Consider the following 19,995-nt stretch of genomic DNA (forward strand, 5'->3'; position numbering starts at 1 on the left):
ACGCGCAGACCCCCGCGTGGGTTTTGGCGCGTGGGTTTTAAAAAGGGCGGCTGGTAGGATGTTCTATTCGATTTGCTGCACTGATGCCCATGCCCCTGCTTCCCACCGTCGAAACCGAAACCGCCGCCAATCCCGTCTACAGCATCATCTGGCTGCACGGCCTGGGTGCCGATGGCAACGACTTCGCGCCGATCGTCCCCGAATTGGTTTTACCGCAAGGGCCGGCCATCCGCTTTGTGTTTCCGCACGCGCCGGTGCGACCGGTAACCATCAACAACGGCATGGCGATGCGCGCGTGGTACGACATCTACGGCTTCGATCTGCTGGCGCGGCAGGATGAAGCCGGCACACGCGCATCGATCGCGCAGGTGGAAGCATTGATCTCCCGCGAACAGGAACGCGGCATACCGGCCGAACGCATTCTGCTGGCGGGGTTTTCGCAGGGCGGTGCGATTGCGCTGGCCACCGGCTTGCGGCATCCGCAGAAGCTGGCGGGCATCATCGCGCTTTCGACGTATCTGCCCATCGCCCAGACCCTTGCTGGCGAGCGCAGCGACGCCAACCGGCAGATACCGTTGTTCTGGGGGCATGGCACCTTCGATCCGGTGGTGGCGCTCCAGCGCGGGGTCGATTCGCGCGCTGCGCTGGAGGCGCTCGGCTACACGGTAGACTGGCATACCTACCCGATGCCGCATGCCGTTTGCCCGGATGAAATCGCCGACCTGCGTCGCTGGATAAGCGAGCGTTTGCGCTGAAACCGACCACATCTGCGGGCATACTGGGCTTATGCCCGATTCGGCCGCCCAACGCTCCGCCTCGCCTCGCAGCCCGTTGCCGGACTTCTGCAGCTTGCCGGTTATTTCGGCATTGCTGGTGGTCGGCGCGCTGTGTGTGACGCTGGCCTGGCTCGCGCCGCAGAGCACACGCGGCTGGCGCGGTTACAGCGTCGGCATGCTGTTCGTGGAATGGATGGCGATGGTGATGGGTGTCGCCTTATGCAAGCTGCGCCCGTGGTTGCTGCGGCTGCCGGGGCGGTTGCCGTATGCGGGGGTGTGGTTGGTGATGGTGCTGATCGTGGTGTTCGCCAGCGTACTCGCGCAGTGGATGGACGGCATGTTGGACATGCAGCTCATCACGCCCGGCCACAGTGCCTTCGTCCGTGACAACGCCTTGATTGCCGCGTTGCTCGGCGCGGCGATGCTGCGCTATTTCTACGTGCTGGCCGAATGGCAGGCGCGCCTGGCGGCGGTAGCGCATGCGCGCGTGGAAGCGCTGCAGGCGCGCATACGACCGCATTTTCTGTTCAACAGCATGAATACCGTCGCTGCATTGGTGCGTGTGGACCCGGACGCTGCCGAGCGCACCGTAGAAAACCTTTCCGAGCTGTTCCGCGCCGCCTTGGGCCAGGATGATGCCGCGCACGTGGGCACGCTGGGCGAAGAGTGGCAACTGGTGGATCGTTACCTGGCGATCGAGCAACTACGCCTTGGCGAACGCCTGCGCATACGGCGCGAATTGGACGCACTGCCGATGGAGGCCATCATGCCGACCTTGCTGCTGCAACCGCTGGTGGAAAACGCCGTGCGCCATGGCATTCAACCACGGCGCGACGGTGGGCAGCTTGTACTGCGCGGCGTACGCGATGGTTCCATGATGCGGATCGAGATCGACAATCCGCTCGCCGACCAGCCCGCTCCAGGCGGCAGCGGACACGGCCTGAACAATGTGCGCCAGCGCATCGCTTATCACTACGGTCCACGCGCGCGCGTGGAGGCAAGCCCGCAAGGCGAGCGTTTCGTCGTGATACTGCATCTGCCCATCGAGATACGCCGTGCGCATACTGATCGTTGACGACGAACCGCTGGCGCGCGCGCGCCTGAGCGCGCTGCTGCAGGAATGCAGCGACGTGGAAGTGGTCGGCAGCGTAGGCGATGGCGAGGCCGCGCTCGCCGCATTGTCGGAAACGCAGCCGGATGTGCTGCTGCTGGATATCAACATGCCAGGCCTGGACGGCAAGACGCTGGCCGCGCGGCTGGCAAATCGCGCCCGTCCGCAGATCGTGTTCTGCACGGCTTACGAAGCGCATGCGGTGCACGCGTTCGAGCTTGGCGCCGCGGATTACCTGTTGAAACCGGTGCGCCCGGAACGCCTGCGCGAAGCACTCAAGCGCGTGCGCCAGCGTCTGCAATCGCACGCGCGCGAACCGATGGGCTGGTTGCATGCGCGCGTACGCGGCGAACCCATCCGCATTGCGCTGGATGAGGTGATCTGGCTGCTGGCCGAAGAGAAATACGTCGTGGCGCATCGCGCGGGCGATCAGCTGCTGCTGGATGAATCGTTGCGCCAGCTGGAAGAAACCTATCCCGATCATCTGATTCGCCTGCACCGCAATTGCCTGGTGCCGGCCTATCGCCTGATCGGCCTGAAGACGCTGGCCGACGGTCGCGTACTGGCGCGACTGGCGGGAACCGATTTCAGCCCGGAAGTCAGCCGGCGCAATCTCCCGGCCCTGCGCAAACTGCTACGCATGGGTTGACGACTGAGCGACAATCACGCTCATCCTCGTTTCCGGAGCTGTCATGCCGCCGTCACTTCTACGCATTGCCACCCGCAAGAGTGCACTTGCCTTGTGGCAGGCCGAACACGTTGCGGGCTTGCTGCGCGCGGCCCATCCGGGCTTGCGGGTCGAATTGGTGCCGTTGACCACGCGTGGCGACGAGATTCTCGATAAACCACTGGCGACCATCGGCGGCAAAGGCCTGTTCCTGAAGGAACTGGAGGTCGCCATGCTGGAAGGCCGCGCGGATCTTGCGGTGCATTCGCTCAAGGACGTGCCGGCGCAACTGGAACCGGGCTTCGCCCTGCCCGCCATCCTGCCGCGCGCGGACGCGGCGGATGCCTTCGTCAGCAACGATTACTCCGATCTGATGGCGTTGCCGCATGGCTCGCGGGTCGGCACGTCGTCGCTACGTCGCCAAGCGCAATTGCGCGCCGTACGACCGGATCTGGAACTGCTCGATCTGCGCGGCAATGTCGGCACGCGTTTGCAGAAACTCGATGCCGGCCATTACGACGCCATCATCCTGGCGCGCGCAGGCCTTGAACGCCTTGGTCTGCACGCACGCATCCGCAGCCTGTTGAGCGCACCCGACTGGCTGCCCGCGCCAGGGCAGGCAGCGATCGCGATTGAAGCGCGTTCCGATCGCACCGACGTGCTCGACGCACTCGGTGTATTGGACGACACCGACACGCGCGTGGCCGTTACGGCGGAGCGCGCAATGAACCATGCCTTAGGTGGAAGTTGCACGGTGCCGGTCGGCGCGTGGTGTACGGTGACGGAGCGTGGCTTGCATCTGCGCGGGATGGTGGGCGATGTGTCCAGCGGGCGGCTTCTGCTTGCTCAAGCGTCCGCAGATGGCCGCGACGCGGCGAAACTTGGCGATGACGTGGCGCAGGCGTTGTTAGCGCAAGGCGCGGCGGATTTGCTCAAGCAGCGATAAAAAAAGCGGGCTCGAAGGCCCGCTTTTTCGTTTTGAACGTCTTTTCGGCGAAGTGTCTTCAAAGATCGAATTTCTGGCTGTACTGCAGATAAAAGAAGCGATCGACGTCGAAGTTCGGATCGTACGGCGGGCTGCCCGAGCCATACGAAACGACGTTGTAATAGAACGGTCCCTTCTTGTTGAAGACGTTGTTGACTCCGAGCGAAATAACGCCCTGCCATGGGAAGGTGTAACGCACCTGCGCATCGTTGAAGGCTACCGCGCCCTTCTGGGAGATGCCGTAGGCGCCGATCCAGGGATTGATGTAATCCGGGCGACTGCATTCGATGGCGGGATCCACGCTGTAGCAGCTGTCCTTCAAGCCGGAGTAATAGCGCACCGTCCAGCTCGCGCCGTACTGCTTGTAATCCCAATCCACTTGGAAATTGGAGCGGATGCGGTAAAGGCCTTGATTGCCGTTCATGAAGCCGGCCAGATCTTGCGGTGCCGAACCCGGACCGCTGCTGATCTGATACGTGGTCAGATACGTGCTATCCGACGTGATGCGGAAGCGCCCGAATGAGGTTTCCGGCAATCGGTAATGGATGCCCAGGTCATAGCCGCTGGTGGTTACCGAACCCAGGTTGTACAAGGTTTCGGTGAGGCTGGTGATGGTGCCCGTGCTGTCACGCGTAAAGGCATTGCAGAAGCTCTGGATGGTCTGCACGTAGCAGTAGTCCAGGATGCCGCTTGCAGGAACGGAGGTGATGGCGTCCTTGAGGCGGACATCGTAGTAATCCAGCGAGATGTCCAGGTTGTTGATAGCGTGAGGGCTATAGACCACACCGAACGTGCGCGTCGTTGAACGCTCCGGTTTCAACTTCGGATTGGCGCTTGAAAGGAAAGCTGTAGGCGACTGGCCGCCCGCCGCGCTGGTGATCGGGCCGCCGCTTTGGTCGATCTGTCGATAATTGCCCGGTACACCTGCTGACCCACAACGCGCCGCCACGGATGGATTGGTAGCGGAAGCCCCGTACACGCTATCGCAGGGATCCAGGAAGGTTTCGAAACTTTGCCCGGTGCCGCTGTAGAGATCGGCCAGTGTCGGCGCACGGAAGCCTTGCGCGTAGGTACCGCGCACCAGCACGTCTGAAATCGGCCGCCAGCGCACGCTGTACTTGTTGTTGTTGGTGCTGCCGAAGCTGCTGTAGTGCGAATAGCGGCTGGCGATGTTGATGCCGAATTCCTGCGCTCCAGGCAGATCGTGCAGCAGCGGCGCATCCAGCTCGATGTAGGCCTCGTTGACGTCATAGCGGCCGTTGGTCGGCTCACTGGCGAGATTGGTGGTGAGACCTGCCGCGTCGTTGGCATCGGGTATGAAATAGCCCTTCTCGCGGCGATGCTCGATGCCGGCCGCCACGTTGAACGTGCCGCCGGTGGGGATATCGAACAGGCCGCCGCTGACGTTGGCGGTCACGTCATCAGTCTGGCTCATCTGCCGCGCATGGCTTATATCATTGATGTAATTCCACACGGGGGTCGGCGTGCCGCCAGGACCGGCCAGAACGTTCCACGGCACGCAGCCACCGGTGGAATCGGCGCACACCGGCTGGCCATCGGGGCCTGCGATGGCATTCAATGCGTTGTCCGCATGGGGCAGATAGAGATTGCCCGTCGCGGTCTGGTGAATGCGCGTTTGCGCGAAGGTGTAACCCGCGTCCCAGCTCCAATCGTGACCGAGGAAATTGAAGAAGCCTTCGACCCCGGCATCGATATGGGTCAGGCGCGCGTTGGTCCAGGTGATGCGCGGCATTTCTGCCGTGCGGCGCGCGAAATCCGTTTCATAGCCCGGGAACGGGTTGTAATACGCATCCGGATCGAGCGTCCCCGAGAACGGATACCCCGCGAGCTGGCTGGCGCTGTTGCGACTGCTATAGCTGGCCGAACCGCGCAGCGTGAGGTTGTCGGTGAGCCGGTAGCGTTCCTGCAGAAAGAGATTCTTCAGCGACGAACCGGCGCGGAAGGTCATGTCCTGATTTGAGTTGAATTTGTCGGCCGTGCTACTCGGGTCGTAGCGATGATAGCTGGCCAGGTCGGCGGTATTCGTGTTGCCGTGATTGATCACGTAGCTGTTGGGTACCCAGGCGTCGGAGCCATCGGCTTGCGTGACGTACCGTCCCGCACCAGGCATGCCTGCTTTGCGAGGATCGGCAATGATGCGGCCCCACGGCCCTGTTCCCCAGCCGGCATCGGGATGACGCGGGCCTTGCGCATACGCGGTGATCGGGCGGCTGCGATCCCACATCGGCTGTTGATCCTCGTACGAGGCACTCAGGATGAAGGATGACTTTGCAGTCGTGTGCCCCCAGGTGAAATCCGCATTTTTCTGTTGGCCGTCACCTTTTCCGTTCTGGCCGTAGTACGCATTGAACTCTGCGCCGTCGAACTTCTCGCGCGTGATGATGTTGACCACGCCGCCGATCGCGTCCGAGCCGTATACCGACGAGGCGCCGTCTTTGAGGATGTCGATCCGTTCAATGATGGACACTGGAATGGTCGATAGATCAGTCAGACCTGAAAGGCTGGTGCTCCAGCGACGGCCATTGACCAGCACCAAGGTTCGCTGGGCACCGAGGTTGCGGATGTTGACGTAGCGGCCGCCGACATCCATGCCCGATTCGAGCGTGTCTTGCGGGGTGAGGTCCGGCGTGCCGATGGACGGCATGCGGGCCAGGATGTCGTTGACGTTGGTCAAGCCGGTCGCCTTGATCGCCCGGCGATCCATGGAATACACCGGCTGAGACGTTTCCACATCCACGCTGCGGATGTGCGAACCGGTCACCGTGATGGTCTCCATTTGCTTTGCGTTGCCCGCGTCGGCCGAGCCCGCTTGTGCTTGCGTAACGTCCTGCGCTATTGCACGCATGGCGCTGATCATCAGCGCCGCGGCAATGGCCGTCGTGATTTTGTTTTGGTGCTTCATGCTGCGTACTGCTCCCTCTCCGGCCAATACCTGTGCACGGCGTTCCACTGAGTCCGCCGGCTTTACGAAAAATGAAGGCGGAGAGTGTTCGTGATATCGCGCTGGCGCAGTAGCGGAGTTCGACCGGGGAGCGTGTCGTCAAACACTGACAACAGTGCACGGAAATGCCCTGGTCGCGGATGGCGGCGGCCCAAAAACAAAAACCCCTCCGCGTTGTTCACGCGAAGGGGTGAGGGACGCGAGGCGGTGGCCGCGCGATCAGATCAAAGGTTGTATACGAGGTTGGTCGTGGTGAGCGTATCGGTGTGGCGGATACCGGGCAGCACGGCGCTGTTGTGGCGCACCTGGAAGCCCACCTTGATGGAGAGCTTCTTGGTCATGCTCACGGCAAGACCCATGTCGTTCTGCAGGTAGGTGTTCTTGGGGCCTGCTTCCATCAGGAATGTATTGTCGAACGCGGTGTTGTCGGTGATACGGTATTTGTAGTTCACCAGGCCGCGCGCGACGACTTCGCTCTGACGCGACGCCACGTATGGCACCGTCACGCCGTTGATGGTCTGGCTGCCGGTGGCCGGCTGGTATTCGGTGTAACCGGGACCGAGTTCGAACGAGAGCTGCGTGCGGTCGGTCTTCAGCGCCATGTAGCCGTAGCCGATCGAGACCGTGCCCTGCCAGCGGTTGGAGGCGAAATCGTCGTGGTCGTAGCGGCCGGCGAGCACGATGTAACTGCGCGGATCGAGCTTGTAGCCCGCCGATGCGCCGAAGTCATAGCGGTCCGCGGTGGTGTCGAATTGCTTGAGCGTCTGACCCTGGGCATCGGTCACGGTGACCTGGCCCTTGGAGCGCAGCCAGTCGGCGAAGAAGCTGTTCTTCCACTGGTCGGTTTCCTGGTTCAGGGCCAGCTTCGCGTTGATGTTTTGCGAGCGGGAGTTGCCGGTGGTGGAGGCGAAGCCCAGTTCACCCGAACCGGTCCAGGTGCCGGTGCTGGTTTGGGTGCCGGAGGAGGTGTCTTGGGCCTGGGCGGTGAAGGCGGCGAGGGCGGTAAGCGCCAAGCCAGTCATCAGCAGGTTTTTCATTGCTGCGTGGTCCAATGTTAAAAAGCCGTTGAACGATCCACTTTAGCGAAGTGGCTTGAATCTATAGTGAATGTTTTAGACCGATCTAATCATGCACCTCTGGCCAAGCCACGCCGCTTGCGGCCGATCGGGCCAAGGCAAAGCGCGTGAGGGCCACGTCAAACAACCACAATTCCAGGCTCTTGCCGACGATATACGCAGCCGCGGCGCAAGACGCCAGCCAACGGCCGCCGGGCAACGCGGGTACCAGCACCAGGCTCAGGCACGGCACGGCGCAGATCAGCGCGGCGGCCAGAAACCGCTGCAGCAACAAACCTTGCGGCCGCTGCCGATGCCAGCCCAGGCCCGAACCGCGCAACGAGTGCCAGGCCACGCCATCCACCAGCCCCAGCAGCATCGCGATCAGCAAAAGCCCGATGGCCCACGGCCAGGAGGTGACGCCGGGACGGGGCGGGTCCTCCCGAAAAACCAGGCACACCCACAGCCACAGACCGCCGCCATAGCACGCCGAGAGCAATCGGCTGATCGGTAACTGCGCCGCAAGACCGGCCTGGTTGGCCAGCCTGCGCGTGCGATAGCCATAGGCACTGGTGATGACGCAGACCAGGCTGCACAACGCCAATACGACGCTCAACAGCCGCGTGGCCCAGAAACCTTCATTGCCGCGCACCATCCCGGCCACGCCGAGCATGGGCAGATAGGTCGCCAGGGCGATGAGTGCTTCGCGGGTGGGACGCTGGCTCCAGCCGATGCGCCAACCGTGCCACTCCGACACCGTGCGCAATCTCAAGGCGGCCGCCAGCAGGCCGGCGCTGACGAACGCGCACCCTAGCGCCAGCGGCACCAGGGCTTCGCCGCGGCCGGCGTTGTAGATGCCCAGCGCCAGCGCAAGGCCCAGCAGCATCCAAAGCCCGTAGCCGCACAGGGCAAGGACTTCCAAAAGCATAGGCGCCAGCCCCACCGGCGGGGTAGCTGGGTTGCCGCTGACCGATTGCGATAGGTTGTAGGGGGTGACCATGTGGACCGGGGAAAGTCCTGTGGACGCTTGCGGGCGTCACATAAGGATGCTCTGATGCGTCCCACGTAGGCGTCACCGACCCTGTCTGTCGCAAGCCACAGGGGCATGGGCGAAAGCAGACCGGGCGTCTGTCGAGCCGATGGACCGAGGGCATGCGAACAGCCATGGTCAGCCCGAAAGGTGATGCCGCCTACGTGGGACGCATTAGATCATCCTGCTGCCCATGCTACACAAATCCTCCCCCTCCTAGACGTCGACATGGATCGCTACGAGCGCATTCTCACCCTGCACCGTCTGTTGAAGTCGGCCCATTACCCGGTGCCGCTGCCCCGGCTGATGGACGAGCTGGAATGCTCGCGCGCCACGCTTTACCGTGATATCGCCTTTTTGCGCGATGCGTTGGGCGCGCCGATCGAAAGCGCCGGTGGCGAACACGCCGCGTTCCGCTACGAGGCCACCGAAGGCCAGCGTTTCGAGCTGCCGGGGCTGTGGCTCACTTCGGACGAGCTGGCCGCGCTGCTGGCGCTCAACGAACTGATCGGGCGCAGCGGCCCGGGCGTGCTGGCCGGTGCGCTGGCGCCGTTCAAGGCACGCATCGAACATCTGTTGTCCGACCGCGCCAGCGGCAAGGCGCTGCCGGTCGAACGCATTCGCGTCATCCCGTGGGGCGAGCGCAAGCTCGATCAGCAGGCCTTTCGCATCACCGCGGGCGCGGTGCTGGATCGCAAGCAGCTTCGTTTTCTCTATCGCGCGCGCACCACCAATAACGAAAGCCGGCGCACGGTATCGCCGCAGCGCCTGACCCACTATCGCGACAACTGGTATCTGGATGCCTGGGATCACGATCGCGAGGCCTTGCGCAGCTTTGCAGTGGATCGCATTGCCGAACCGCAGACGCTGGACGCGCCGGTCACCGACGTGGCGGAAAGCGAGCTCAACGAACTGCTCGCTTCCAGCTATGGCATCTTCGCCGGCAAGCCCAAGGCCTGGGCCACCATTCGTTTTTCGGCGCACGCGGCGCGTTGGGTGGCCGACGAGCATTGGCATTCCCAGCAGAAGGGCGCGTGGCTGCCGGACGGACGCTACGAATTGCAGCTGCCATACTCCAACTCGCGCGAACTGCTGATGGATGTGCTCAAGTACGGGCCGGATGCGGAAATCGTGGCACCGTTGCCACTGCGCGAGGAAATGAAAATCATGCTGCAGCTCGCCCTGACCGGCTATCAATAAGCAAGACCGTTCGCGTCCACCGCCATGTCGTCAACCGAACTGGAACCGACCACCGGCAAGGAAGCACTCGCGCGCAAACCTACCGTCGCGCTGGCACTGGGTGCCGGCGGCGCCAAAGGCCTTGCGCACATCGGCGCCATCGAGGAACTGGAAGCGCAGGGTTTTGAGATCGTCGCCATTGCCGGCTGCTCGATGGGTGCGCTGGTCGGCGGCATTCATGCGGCAGGCAAGCTCGATGTGTATCGCGATTGGGTGTGTACGCTGGACAAATTCGACGTGCTCCGCTTGGTGGACTGGTCGTTGTCGTTCGCCGGCGGCGGTTTGATCAAGGGCGAGAAGATTATCGGCACCATGCTCGAATTGGTCGGCGATGTGCGCATCGAAGACTTGCCCATCGCGTTCACCGCAGTCGCCACGGATCTGGAACGCGAACGCGAAGTATGGTTGACGCGCGGTTCGTTGTTCGACGCCGTGCGTGCGTCCATCGCCATCCCCACGCTGTTCCGTCCGCACACGATCGAGGGACGTTTGCTGGTGGATGGCGCGCTGCTCAACCCCGTCCCGGTGACGCCACTGATTCGCGAACCGGCCGATTACGTGATCGCCGTGAGCATCGACGGGCCGGCAGAGACCACCATGCCGATGGAGCTCTCCGCGGGCGACACCAGCACCAGACCCAGGCGCGGCATTGGACGGTGGCTGGAAAAACTGCTGCCCAGCATGGAATCGCGCGCGGCGGAAGCCGGCAAGCCGCATGAACCGGGCGCGCTGGCGCTGTTGGAACAATCGATGGACCTGATGCAGGCCAATCTTTCACGCCTGCGGCTTGCCGCCTATCAGCCGGATCTGCTGGTGCAACTGGCACGCAATCTCTCCAGTCCTTACGCGTTCCACCGGGCGCGGGAATTGATCGAACTGGGGCGGGAAAAAATGCGCGAATCGCTGGAATCCTGGAATCCGCCGCCGCGCTGATACGTTGCCGGTCTGCTAGCGCAGATCGTTCGCCTTCATCCAGCTATCCAGATACATCTTCAGCGCGACAGCCTGATTATGTTCCTCATCCTTCGCACCAAAAAGCAGCGTCACGCGATGTCGCTCGGCGCGTGTCACCAGCGGTTGCCAAAACGATGCGCGCGCGTCCAGTTCCGTGGCGTAGCGATGACGAAACGCTTCCCAGCGCGCCGGCTCGTGGCCGAACCATTTGCGTAAGGCAGTGCTGGGCGCCAGTTCCTTGGCCCATATGTCCAGCGCTGCGTCTTCCTTCTTCAACCCGCGCGGCCACACGCGGTCCACCAGGACACGGTAGCCGTCAGACGTGGCAAAGGGCTCGTAGACGCGTTTGATAGCGATGCTCACGGGCGGCCTCCTGCGGCAAGCAACGTCCTCAAGCATACGCCCGCCTTATCCAGGCGGCGTGATTGGCCTCTAAAATTCTTCGACGCGAGTGACCTTGGCCCGGCGCATCAGCCACGCCACGCCGCGCAGGTCCGCGATGCCTACCCACAGGCGATCGAGCATGCCGTACTTGGAGGTGCCGGCTGTGCGGGGGCGATGGCCCACCGGCACGCTCTGGCTCTGATAACCCGCACGCTTCACCAGCGCCGGCAAATAGCGGTGCATATGATCGAAATAAGGCAGGCGCAGGAAAACCTCGCGTTCGAACAGCTTGAGGCCGCAACCAGTATCCGGGGTCGCATCCCGCAGCATGCGCGAACGCACCGCGTTGGCGATCTTGGAGGAGATGCGCTTGTTGAAGCTGTCGCGGCGTGTGGTGCGCCAGCCCGCGAAGAGTTTCACTTCCGCGGCGGCGCCATCGCGAGCGGCAAGCAGCTTGGGGATATCCGCCGGATCGTTCTGGCCATCGCCGTCGAGCGTGGCGACCCATGGTGCACGCGCCGCGTGCACGCCGTTCCACACGGCCGTGCTTTGTCCGCTGCGGATGACGTGATGCAACACGCGCAATTCCGGGTGCGCAGCTTTTTGGGCCTGCAATACGGCGCGGCTGTCGTCGCTGGAGTCGTCGTCGACATAGACGATTTCGAAGTCCAGCTTACCGCGCAGCGCGGCGGCGATTTCGGCGAGCAGCGGCGGAATGTTGTCGCGTTCGTTGAAGACGGGCACGACGACGGAAAGTTGCGGCATGGACGGTTAGCCTTGTGATGCGAATGTATTGTCTTAAGCGCTCTCCCCTCGGGGGAGAGGATTTGGGTGAGGGATCAATCTCGCCTCGACGGCGACAATCAAGCGCCTCTCGAATGCGTTGCGAGAAAAAGTCCACTCGCACGAATGTTCCCTCACCCCAGCCCTCTCCCCGAAGTGGAGTGGGCGTGTGGGGATCAGCGCAGTTTGCCCAGAATCCCATCCAGCTCATCGTTGCTGTGATAGTGGATCACCAGCTTGCCGCGCCCGCCGCGGCCGTGCGCCACTTCCACCTTGGTGGCGAAGCGTTCGGCCAGTTCGCGTTCCAGCGCATCGACGTTCGGGTCGCGCGCAGGCGCGCTCTTGGCTTTGCCCTTGGGCGCGGTTTGCGCTTTGCGTGCGGCGTCTTCGAGTTCGCGCACACTCCAGCTGTTACGCGCCGCTTCCAGCGCCAGGGCTTCGGCCTGGTGTTCGGGCAGCGTGAGCAGGCAGCGCGCGTGACCCATTTCCAACTTGCCGTCATCGAGCAGGCGCTTGATGGAAGCGGGCAGATCGATCAGGCGCAGCATGTTCGACACGGCAGCGCGCGAACGGCCCACAGCGTCGGCCGCTTGCTGATGCGTGAGATCGAAATCGTCGATCAGGCGCTTGATGGCGTCGGCTTCTTCCAGCGGTGTCAGATCCTGGCGCTGGATGTTTTCGATCAACGCCATGGCCGGCACGGCCACTTCCGGCACATCTTTCACCAGCGCGGGAATCTCGCTGAGCTGCGCGCGCTGCGCCGCGCGCCAGCGACGTTCGCCGGCGATCAGCTCGTAGCTGTTCTTGCCCAGTGCGCGCACAACCACCGGTTGAATCAGGCCTTGGGCGCGAATCGATGCGGCCAGTTCGTCCAGCGCCTCATCGTTCCAGTGACGGCGCGGCTGGTACTTGCCGGGCTGGATGTACTGGATCGGCAGGTTGCGCAATTCGCCTTCCTGTTCGATCACCGAGGGCGTGCCGGTATCACCGCCGCCAAGCAGGGCATCGAGCCCGCGTCCCAATCCACGTTTCTTTGCGGCAGACATTCTTTCTGCTTACTCCTGATCCAGATGTGCCGAAGCTTCCACCGAGGATTCTTCGGGCGCGTCGCCATGCATGGCGTGCAGCGCCGCGATGGCCGCTTGCGAACCGCGTTCGCGACGAATGATTTCGCCGGCGAGCCCGATGTAGGCAATGGCACCGCGCGAGCTGCGGTCGTACAGATGAATCGGCTGACCGTGGCTGGGCGCTTCGGCCAGACGCACATTGCGCGGAATGATCGAGCGCAGCACTTTATCGCCGAAATGTTGCGTTAGTTGTGCAGAAACTTCATTGCCCAGGTTGTTGCGCACGTCGTACATGGTGCGCAGCAGGCCTTCGATTTCCAGTTGCGGATTCAAGTGCTGGCGCACGGCTTTCACTGTGTCGAGCAAGCTGGAGAGACCTTCCAGCGCGAAATATTCGCACTGCACTGGAATCAGCAGACTCGTGGCCGCGGTGAGTGCGTTGACGGTGAGCAAGTGCAGCGTGGGCGGGCAGTCGACCAGGATGATGTCGTACTTGCCGTCCACTTTCGCAAGCTGCTCCTTGAGCCGGTTCTCGCGCGCGAGCGCGTCCATCAGCTTGAGTTCGGCGGCGGTAAGATCGCCGTTACCGGGCAGAAGATCGTAGTGCGCTTCGGTCGTGACGATGGCCTCGTCGATCGCCGATTCACCCAGCAGCACTTCGCAGCCGCTGGGTGAGACGTCGCGTTTGTCCACGCCCGATGCCATCGTCGCGTTGCCTTGCGGGTCCAGATCGACCAGCAGCACTTTGCGCTTCGCCGCAGCAAGCGCCGCAGCGAGATTGACAGCAGTGGTAGTTTTGCCGACGCCACCTTTCTGGTTGGCGACAGCGATGATACGGGCCATGTGTGTCCGGTACCGTGGGTGGGTTCGAAAGGACGGCTAGATTAGCAGGAAGGCCGCTTTCTCTCCCGTTGCGCCCAGCCGTCATGGGGGGATTCGGCCGTGGGGGCAGGTCGCTTTCATGACAGCCCTGTCCCGGTAGGGGGTCAAGTGCGTTAAGCGTGCCCCAGTACCACCAGATGCCGCTCCGCGGCGCCAAGCCCCGGCACGGCCAGTGCATGAATGCCGCGCACGGCGAAGCCGGGCGGTACGCCTGCGAGTTCGTCATCCGGCGTCTTGCCCTTCATCGCGAGCCACGCGCCTCCCGGCGCCAGCAAATGGCCGCCCCAGGCGAGCATGTCGGCCAGGCTGGCGAAAGCGCGTGCGGTGATGCAGTCGAAGCGGCCTTCAACGTCCTCTACCCGGGTTTGCAGGGCGCGTACGCCGTCCAGTTTCAGCGCGCGGATCGCCTCGCGCAGAAAACGCACCTTCTTGCCATTGGAATCCACCAGCAACACCTGCCGGCCCGGCGCGGCAATGGCCACGGGAATGCCCGGCAGGCCTGGACCGGTGCCTAGGTCGGCCAAGGTCTGGCCTTGTACGTAAGGCAGGATCGCGAGGGAATCGAGCAGGTGGCGTGTCACCATCTCCAGTGGATCGCGGATGGCCGTGAGGTTGTAGGCGCCGTTCCAGCGTTCCAGCAGGGCAAGGTAATCGAGCAGCCGCGGCACGGCATCGGCCGGCAGGGTGAGGCCGAGGGCATCGATGCCCTGTTCGAGCCGGGTTTGCAGGGCTGAGCGGTCGGTCATCGCCATTTCTCGGAACACAGCCGCGCAGTATCGCCACGCGTTGCGGATAAAAGAAGACCCGCCGCAGCGGGTCGAGCTTTTCAGGTTTCCCCTGAGCCGGTGCTTCTTGGGCACCCTGGCCAGATTTTCGTGTTTAGGCGGCGGTGTCCAGTTCCACCCGCGTGACCATCACGCCGCGCTCGCGCAACTGCTGGTTGAGGCAGGTCTTGAGGTGGGCGATCACTTCGCGGCGTTCGGGCTGATCGGCCGTTGCATCGGCTTGCAGCGCGTTGATGACGCCGCTGCGAATGAGCTGGTCGGCCTGTTCGATCACCGCGTCCGCACGTTCCGGTTCCAGCACCTGCCAATAGACGGTGCCGCGAGCCAACGGAGCGTCGAAGCGCAACAGGCGGCCGCCAAGATCAATACGGTGACCGACGCGATCGACCAGCGGCAATACCACGTGCGTACCCGGCTGCAACAGGCGCACCGGCTTACCGTTGCGATAAAGGCTGTAGACCTGACCCGCCGGCACCCGTTTCACCGCCACGGCAGCGAGCGAGAAAACCATGATGAGGGTGAGTGTCAGGACAGTCATGATTCATTAAAACAATCAGTTAACGATGGTTTATAAAAACTTTACGAAGCATCATTCTACAGGCGGTTGAAGCGTCCTGGATTAATTCCAATTTAACGCCCGAAAATTGAGCTCCGCAACCCTTTTCTATGCAAAGTTTTAACAGTTGTGCCGGCGATCACTAATGCTGTTAGTAGATCGTCACAACGGTGGCTTTCCTTTAATCCCGATAACTTGCGGCCCCTTGCCCGCGTCATGGGTATGCATAGCCCCTGCCAACCTGGGCTCTTGCGATATGTTGCTGATTTTGTTTAATTTTCTTCGAGAGGGGCGAGATGACGCCCGGCGGCACGGGGTCTTAAAGTGGCCCTTGGCGTCCATTTCACGTGCGCAGGTCACTTTTTGCCCAAACAGCTCCGGGTGCGGGTCACGCCAACAGGGGGTGATCAGGCCCTAGCGGATATCCAGCACCGTCACCGATTTCGGCACCAAGGTCGCCGTAATCACGCCGTCTTTCAGCGTCGCACCGTCGAACCCCACGGGCTGTACCGCGTGCGGATGATCGAAGGTGTTGATGGCGTTGACCGCCGAGCCTGTCAGCATCCTGCCGGTCACCTTCGCAGCGTGCATGCCAAGCAGGCGCACGTGGACCGTATCGGCGTGATGCGGATCCAGATTCACCAGCGCGACATGCACCCCGCCAGCAGCATCGCGCCCGGCCGTGGCGTGGACGCCGGGTATGGCGACTTTTCCGTAGCGGTACAGCGGCGCGTGCACGTCGATCGGCAGGGAGGTCGCGCCCTGGAACACCTTGTACAGGTCGAACACATAATAGGTGGGTGTCAGCAGCATGCGCGATTGATCGGTAAGGATCATCGCCTGCAGCACGTTCACCATCTGCGCGATGTTGGCCATGCGCACGCGATCGGCATGGGCCTGGAAAATGTCCAGGGTGACGGCCGCCGACACGGCATCGCGCAAGCTGTTTTGCTGATACAGGGCAGGCGTGTTCGCGCCGGGCTGCGGGTCGGTCCAGATACCCCATTCGTCCACGTCCAGGGCGATGCGTTTGGTCGGGTCGTATTTGTCCATCGCCGCGACGTGTCGCGCGATCAGATCATCCATGCGCAGCGCGCCCCGGAGCGTGGACATCCATTGATCTTCACCGAACTGCGTGGCCGAGCCCTTGTGGGTCCAGTCGCCCGTAGGAATGGTGTAGTTGTGCAGGCTGATGGCGTCGATCTGGCTGCCTGCAGCGGCCATCAACGTGTCGGTCCAGTGCACATCGTCGCCGTTCGCTCCGCTGGCGACGCGGGTGATCGGCAGGTTCGCAGGCGCGTGCACGAAGGTGGCGTATTGGCGATAGACGTCCGCATAGAACGCCGGGCGCATCGAGCCGCCGCAGCCCCACATTTCGTTACCGATGCCAACGTAGTCGAGCTTCCAGGGTTTGTCACGCCCGTTCGCGCGGCGCTGCTGCGCCAGACTGGAATGGCCGTCCGCGGTGATGTACTCGATCCACTGACTCATCTGGCGCGGTGTACCGGTACCGACATTGATGCTGATATAGGTCTTGGCACCGATCAGCTCGGCAAAATCCATGAACTCATGCGTGCCGAACTGATTGCCATCATCGCCGCCCCAGGAGGCGTTCATGTGCACCGGCCGCTTATCGCGCGGACCGATGCCGTCGCGCCAGTCATATTGATCGGCAAAGCAGCCGCCGGGCCAGCGTACTACCGGTACTTTGATGGCCTTCAGTGCTTCCACGACATCCTTGCGGTAACCCTTGATATTGGGAATGGACGAATGCTCGCCCACCCAGATGCCGCCGTAGATGCCGGCACCGAGCTGCTCGGCGAACTGGCCATAGATTTCCGGATGGATCACCGCGCCTGGCCGGTCGGCATGCACGGTGATCTGCGCTGTGAGGTTTGTCTGCGCACACACTTGGCCTGATGCATACACCGCCAGTGCAACGGCGCCGCCTACGCGTAGCCAAACGCTCGCCTTCATGCCTGCTCTCCGCGTGTTCACCGGTAAGTGTGCGGGAAGCAGCTGGGCGTGCAAGGCGCTTTATTGACAGTGGCTTTTACGATTTTGCGCAGCCTGCTTAGTACGAATGACCGTCATCTTCAGTGGTCGGCTGCGGGAAAAGAAAAGGCCACGCGGAAGTCGTTCCTATACACGGCGCCCCGCCGATCGGCTGATCGGCAGGGCGTTGAGGTCTCGCGCCTGCGTGCGTGGTCAGAACTTGCCGGCGCGGAAATCGGCAATGGCCTCGTGGATTTGCTCCGGCGTGTTCATCACGAACGGACCGTAGCGCGCGACCGGCTCTGCAAGCGGCTGGCCGGCCACCAACAGCACGCGGGCCGGGCTTTCGCCGCCAGCGATGCGCACGCTGTCACCGGGCGAAAGTACCGCCAGCTCGCTACGCTTGAGCACCTCGCCGGCGACCTGGGCGTCCCTGCCATCGAACACATAGGCAAAGGCGTGATGGCCTTCCGGCAGCGGAATGTCCAGGCTGGCGCCCGGCTCGACCGCGATATCCAGGTAGACAGGCGCGGTGACGACGCCGGCCACCGGACCCTCGGCATCACCCAGGCGGCCGGCAATGACTTTCACCGTCACCCCGTCGGTTGGATGCACCACCGGAATGCGCTGCGGATCGATGTCCTGATAGCGCGGGTCGGTCATTTTGTCCTTGGCCGGCAGATTGACCCACAACTGGAAACCCCACATCAGGCCGTTTTCCTGTTGCGGCATTTCCGAATGCAGGATGCCGCGGCCTGCCGTCATCCATTGCACGCTGCCCGGTTTGAGATCACCGCGATTGCCGTGATTGTCGCCATGCTGCATGCGTCCGGCCAGCATGTAGGTGACGGTTTCGAACCCGCGGTGCGGATGCTCGGGAAAGCCGGCGATGTAGTCGCCCGCGTCGTCGGAGCGGAATTCGTCCAGCAGCAGGAAAGGGTCGAGCATGTCCAGCCCGGGCTGGCCGATGATGCGCTTGAGCTTGACGCCCGCCCCGTCGGAGGTGTCGGTGCCGCGAATGCGGCGGAGGATGCGACGTTCGGTCATGGTGTGCTCCTATCGGAAGGATCTGATGCACAGGTGGTTGTGCAGCCAGGCGCACCCAAGTGGGAGAAAACGAACGGATTGGTCCGGCTATGGAACGCTCTCGTCACGCTAGCTCCCGCACGTTGACCTTCGCCCCGATCCGCTCTCCCCGCAGAGAAGAGGGGATAAGAGCTCAATGCACCCAGTGCCCGCTGCGCTGACGCGGCGGTTGCTGCGGCTCGTCGCGGGTTTCGGTGGCGCGATGCAAGGCGTCCAGTTCCGCTTCGGTGGCGGGATGTTCGGCCCAATACTGACTCACCGCGGCGAGCACGGCGGGCAGTTGCGCCAGGCAATCGTCGTATTCCTCGTCGGTGAGTTTTTCGAACTCGGCTTCCGCGCTGAGGATGCCTTCGTCGACCGCCAGCGCCATCACGGGGCCAAGCGTTTCCATCAACGATGCATCATCGGCGAGGCGCTTTTCCCACAGGGACGCACGCAGGTCGATGCCACGGCTGAAGCCTTCGCACCAGCCGGCGGCGGAAAGCGCCGGGCCGGCCTCCGTATCGACTTCGCCCAGGATCGGCTCGTACGCATCGACATCCAGCTCGGCACTGATGGAATCGTTGAGCTTGGCAAGCAGCGCCAGCACGCGGTTGCCTTCCTCTTCGTCGACAAACGGATCGTGCAGCACTTCGGGCAGCCATTCGTCCGGCAGTACCTGGACGGGTCCTACCGTCAGCGCGCTGAGCAGGCCGTGCACACCGTCGAGCAGCAGATGGCCGTCCTGGGCGTGCGCGCGCAAGTAGGTGTCCAGCTCGTCGAGCTCGCTATCGTCCAGGGAACTGGGCCAATCGGTGTTCGTATCGCTCATTGTCTTCAAATATCCAGGTCTACCGTGACCGGAGTGTGGTCGGAAGGTCGTTCCCAGCGCCGCGGTTCACGCTCGATGGTGGCAGCTCTGGCCGACGATTTCAGGACATCACCCAGCAGTATCAAGTCGATGCGCAAGCCCATGTTGCGCCGGAACGCCCCTTGCCGGTAGTCCCACCAGCTGAAGTGCCCACCCTCCTGTTCAAACAACCGAAAGCTGTCGTGAAGGCCCAGGTCGGTGATCGCTTTGAGGGCGGCGCGCTCGGGCGGCGAGCACAATACGTCCTCGCCCCAGGCCACCGGGTCGTACACATCGCGGTCGTCCGGAGCGATGTTGAAATCGCCCAGCACGACGAGCTTGGGATAGCTTTGCAATTGCTGCGCCAGAAATGCCTGCACGCGCTCAAGCCAGTGCAGCTTGTAGATGTATTTCTCATCACCCACGGCCTTGCCGTTGACCACGTAGAGATCGATCACGCGAACGCCACCCACCGTGGCGGCCAGAATGCGCCGCTGCGGAACATCCAGCCCCGGGATATCGGTGATGACGTCCTCGAACGCCAAGCCGGTGTCGTTGCGGGCGAGAATCGCCACGCCGTTGTAGGTTTTCTGGCCGGCGTACACCGCCTGATAGCCTGCGGCGGCCAGTTCGTCGACCGGAAACTTCGCATCCTCCAGCTTGGTTTCCTGCAGGGCAACCACGTCCGGGTGCGCATCGGCCAGCCATTGCGTGAGGTGCGGAATGCGCACCTTCAGCGAGTTCACGTTCCATGAGGCGATTTTCATGCGCGCGATTGTACGGGATGACGGCGACGGTCACGGACCCCTCGCCCGGCGCTGGGAGAGTGCCTTCATGCACATGGGTGAA

At 62.8% G+C, this 19,995-nt stretch carries 19 protein-coding genes; 6 read left to right on the forward strand and 13 right to left on the reverse strand.

All coding sequences use genetic code 11. From position 1 onward, the window contains the following. Positions 1-89 precede the first annotated feature (89 nt). Genes DWU98_RS10070 through hemC form a run of 4 tightly spaced genes read left to right on the forward strand, consistent with a single transcriptional unit; the run spans position 90 to position 3,500 of the window. Positions 90-755: an alpha/beta hydrolase gene (locus DWU98_RS10070; RefSeq protein WP_115495608.1), complete on the forward strand. Its 666-nt coding sequence runs from the start codon at positions 90-92 to the stop codon at positions 753-755. Between the two features lie 31 nt (positions 756-786). Then, positions 787-1,851: a sensor histidine kinase gene (locus DWU98_RS10075; RefSeq protein WP_115495609.1), complete on the forward strand. Its 1,065-nt coding sequence runs from the start codon at positions 787-789 to the stop codon at positions 1,849-1,851. Beyond that, on the forward strand, positions 1,832-2,536 hold the full coding sequence (locus DWU98_RS10080; RefSeq protein WP_115495438.1) for a LytR/AlgR family response regulator transcription factor: 705 nt from the start codon (positions 1,832-1,834) through the stop codon (positions 2,534-2,536). The genes DWU98_RS10075 and DWU98_RS10080 overlap by 20 nt, the downstream gene beginning before the upstream one ends. 43 nt (positions 2,537-2,579) lie before the next feature. Then, entirely contained in the window at positions 2,580-3,500 is a 921-nt protein-coding gene (hemC, locus tag DWU98_RS10085; protein WP_115495439.1) for a hydroxymethylbilane synthase, read from the forward strand. Between the two features lie 58 nt (positions 3,501-3,558). On the opposite strand, the gene DWU98_RS10090 is transcribed toward hemC, so the two are convergent. The 3 genes from DWU98_RS10090 to DWU98_RS10100 form a co-directional block, all read right to left on the reverse strand. Next, the gene (locus DWU98_RS10090; RefSeq protein WP_115495440.1) at positions 3,559-6,462 is read right to left on the reverse strand and encodes a TonB-dependent receptor plug domain-containing protein; all 2,904 of its coding nucleotides are present in this window, start codon (positions 6,460-6,462) and stop codon (positions 3,559-3,561) included. A gap of 263 nt (positions 6,463-6,725) precedes the next feature. Beyond that, positions 6,726-7,538: a DUF481 domain-containing protein gene (locus DWU98_RS10095; RefSeq protein WP_115495441.1), complete on the reverse strand. Its 813-nt coding sequence runs from the start codon at positions 7,536-7,538 to the stop codon at positions 6,726-6,728. 85 nt (positions 7,539-7,623) lie between these two features. Next, positions 7,624-8,556 (reverse strand): hypothetical protein, encoded by a 933-nt coding sequence (locus tag DWU98_RS10100; RefSeq protein WP_115495442.1) that lies wholly within the window; start codon positions 8,554-8,556, stop codon positions 7,624-7,626. Positions 8,557-8,814: 258 nt separating this feature from the next. On the opposite strand from DWU98_RS10100, the gene DWU98_RS10105 reads away from it, so the two are divergent. Beyond that, complete coding sequence (locus DWU98_RS10105; protein WP_115495443.1) at positions 8,815-9,786, forward strand: helix-turn-helix transcriptional regulator; 972 nt, start codon at positions 8,815-8,817, stop codon at positions 9,784-9,786. A gap of 24 nt (positions 9,787-9,810) precedes the next feature. Continuing rightward, positions 9,811-10,758, forward strand: coding sequence for a patatin-like phospholipase family protein (locus tag DWU98_RS10110; protein WP_115495444.1), 948 nt, complete (start codon positions 9,811-9,813; stop codon positions 10,756-10,758). A gap of 15 nt (positions 10,759-10,773) precedes the next feature. Here the strand turns inward: DWU98_RS10110 and DWU98_RS10115 are convergent, their stop codons facing one another. The 10 genes from DWU98_RS10115 to xth form a co-directional block, all read right to left on the reverse strand. Further along, the gene (locus DWU98_RS10115) at positions 10,774-11,142 is read right to left on the reverse strand and encodes a DUF488 domain-containing protein (protein ID WP_115495445.1); all 369 of its coding nucleotides are present in this window, start codon (positions 11,140-11,142) and stop codon (positions 10,774-10,776) included. A 69-nt stretch (positions 11,143-11,211) separates the two neighbouring features. Further along, on the reverse strand, positions 11,212-11,928 hold the full coding sequence (locus tag DWU98_RS10120) for a glycosyltransferase (RefSeq protein ID WP_115495446.1): 717 nt from the start codon (positions 11,926-11,928) through the stop codon (positions 11,212-11,214). A gap of 194 nt (positions 11,929-12,122) precedes the next feature. Then, positions 12,123-12,992 carry a ParB/RepB/Spo0J family partition protein gene (locus DWU98_RS10125; protein ID WP_196239496.1) on the reverse strand — a complete coding sequence of 290 codons (870 nt, stop codon included), beginning with the start codon at positions 12,990-12,992 and terminating at the stop codon, positions 12,123-12,125. Between the two features lie 9 nt (positions 12,993-13,001). Next, on the reverse strand, positions 13,002-13,856 hold the full coding sequence (locus tag DWU98_RS10130; protein WP_115495447.1) for a ParA family protein: 855 nt from the start codon (positions 13,854-13,856) through the stop codon (positions 13,002-13,004). A 152-nt stretch (positions 13,857-14,008) separates the two neighbouring features. After that, positions 14,009-14,641 carry a 16S rRNA (guanine(527)-N(7))-methyltransferase RsmG gene (gene rsmG, locus DWU98_RS10135; RefSeq protein ID WP_115495611.1) on the reverse strand — a complete coding sequence of 211 codons (633 nt, stop codon included), beginning with the start codon at positions 14,639-14,641 and terminating at the stop codon, positions 14,009-14,011. 133 nt (positions 14,642-14,774) lie between these two features. After that, positions 14,775-15,218 (reverse strand): SPFH domain-containing protein, encoded by a 444-nt coding sequence (locus DWU98_RS10140; protein ID WP_196239497.1) that lies wholly within the window; start codon positions 15,216-15,218, stop codon positions 14,775-14,777. Positions 15,219-15,650: 432 nt separating this feature from the next. Then, positions 15,651-17,213 (reverse strand): alpha-N-arabinofuranosidase, encoded by a 1,563-nt coding sequence (locus DWU98_RS10145; protein ID WP_115495449.1) that lies wholly within the window; start codon positions 17,211-17,213, stop codon positions 15,651-15,653. Between the two features lie 231 nt (positions 17,214-17,444). Further along, positions 17,445-18,278: a pirin family protein gene (locus DWU98_RS10150; RefSeq protein WP_115495450.1), complete on the reverse strand. Its 834-nt coding sequence runs from the start codon at positions 18,276-18,278 to the stop codon at positions 17,445-17,447. Positions 18,279-18,450: 172 nt separating this feature from the next. Next, positions 18,451-19,128 (reverse strand): YecA/YgfB family protein, encoded by a 678-nt coding sequence (locus DWU98_RS10155; RefSeq protein ID WP_115495451.1) that lies wholly within the window; start codon positions 19,126-19,128, stop codon positions 18,451-18,453. 5 nt (positions 19,129-19,133) lie between these two features. Continuing rightward, entirely contained in the window at positions 19,134-19,913 is a 780-nt protein-coding gene (gene xth, locus DWU98_RS10160) for an exodeoxyribonuclease III (RefSeq protein ID WP_115495452.1), read from the reverse strand. Between the last annotated feature and the right edge of the window lie 82 nt (positions 19,914-19,995).

Origin of the sequence: Dyella monticola, from assembly GCF_003363155.1 — a bacterium.
Lineage (GTDB): Bacteria > Pseudomonadota > Gammaproteobacteria > Xanthomonadales > Rhodanobacteraceae > Dyella_B > Dyella_B monticola.

Excerpts from the sequence above, each read along its gene's own strand:
- xth (WP_115495452.1), bottom strand. The coding sequence starts at position 19,913 with ATGAAAATCGCCTCATGGAACGTGAACTCGCTGAAGGTGCGCATTCCG.
- DWU98_RS10075 (WP_115495609.1), top strand. The coding sequence starts at position 787 with ATGCCCGATTCGGCCGCCCAACGCTCCGCCTCGCCTCGCAGCCCGTTG.
- DWU98_RS10090 (WP_115495440.1), bottom strand. The coding sequence starts at position 6,462 with ATGAAGCACCAAAACAAAATCACGACGGCCATTGCCGCGGCGCTGATG.
- DWU98_RS10130 (WP_115495447.1), bottom strand. The coding sequence starts at position 13,856 with ATGGCCCGTATCATCGCTGTCGCCAACCAGAAAGGTGGCGTCGGCAAA.
- DWU98_RS10120 (WP_115495446.1), bottom strand. The coding sequence starts at position 11,928 with ATGCCGCAACTTTCCGTCGTCGTGCCCGTCTTCAACGAACGCGACAAC.
- DWU98_RS10105 (WP_115495443.1), top strand. The coding sequence starts at position 8,815 with ATGGATCGCTACGAGCGCATTCTCACCCTGCACCGTCTGTTGAAGTCG.
- DWU98_RS10095 (WP_115495441.1), bottom strand. The coding sequence starts at position 7,538 with ATGAAAAACCTGCTGATGACTGGCTTGGCGCTTACCGCCCTCGCCGCC.
- DWU98_RS10100 (WP_115495442.1), bottom strand. The coding sequence starts at position 8,556 with ATGGTCACCCCCTACAACCTATCGCAATCGGTCAGCGGCAACCCAGCT.
- DWU98_RS10145 (WP_115495449.1), bottom strand. The coding sequence starts at position 17,213 with ATGAAGGCGAGCGTTTGGCTACGCGTAGGCGGCGCCGTTGCACTGGCG.
- DWU98_RS10155 (WP_115495451.1), bottom strand. The coding sequence starts at position 19,128 with ATGAGCGATACGAACACCGATTGGCCCAGTTCCCTGGACGATAGCGAG.
- DWU98_RS10110 (WP_115495444.1), top strand. The coding sequence starts at position 9,811 with ATGTCGTCAACCGAACTGGAACCGACCACCGGCAAGGAAGCACTCGCG.
- DWU98_RS10070 (WP_115495608.1), top strand. The coding sequence starts at position 90 with ATGCCCCTGCTTCCCACCGTCGAAACCGAAACCGCCGCCAATCCCGTC.
- DWU98_RS10140 (WP_196239497.1), bottom strand. The coding sequence starts at position 15,218 with ATGACTGTCCTGACACTCACCCTCATCATGGTTTTCTCGCTCGCTGCC.
- hemC (WP_115495439.1), top strand. The coding sequence starts at position 2,580 with ATGCCGCCGTCACTTCTACGCATTGCCACCCGCAAGAGTGCACTTGCC.
- rsmG (WP_115495611.1), bottom strand. The coding sequence starts at position 14,641 with ATGACCGACCGCTCAGCCCTGCAAACCCGGCTCGAACAGGGCATCGAT.
- DWU98_RS10150 (WP_115495450.1), bottom strand. The coding sequence starts at position 18,278 with ATGACCGAACGTCGCATCCTCCGCCGCATTCGCGGCACCGACACCTCC.
- DWU98_RS10125 (WP_196239496.1), bottom strand. The coding sequence starts at position 12,992 with ATGTCTGCCGCAAAGAAACGTGGATTGGGACGCGGGCTCGATGCCCTG.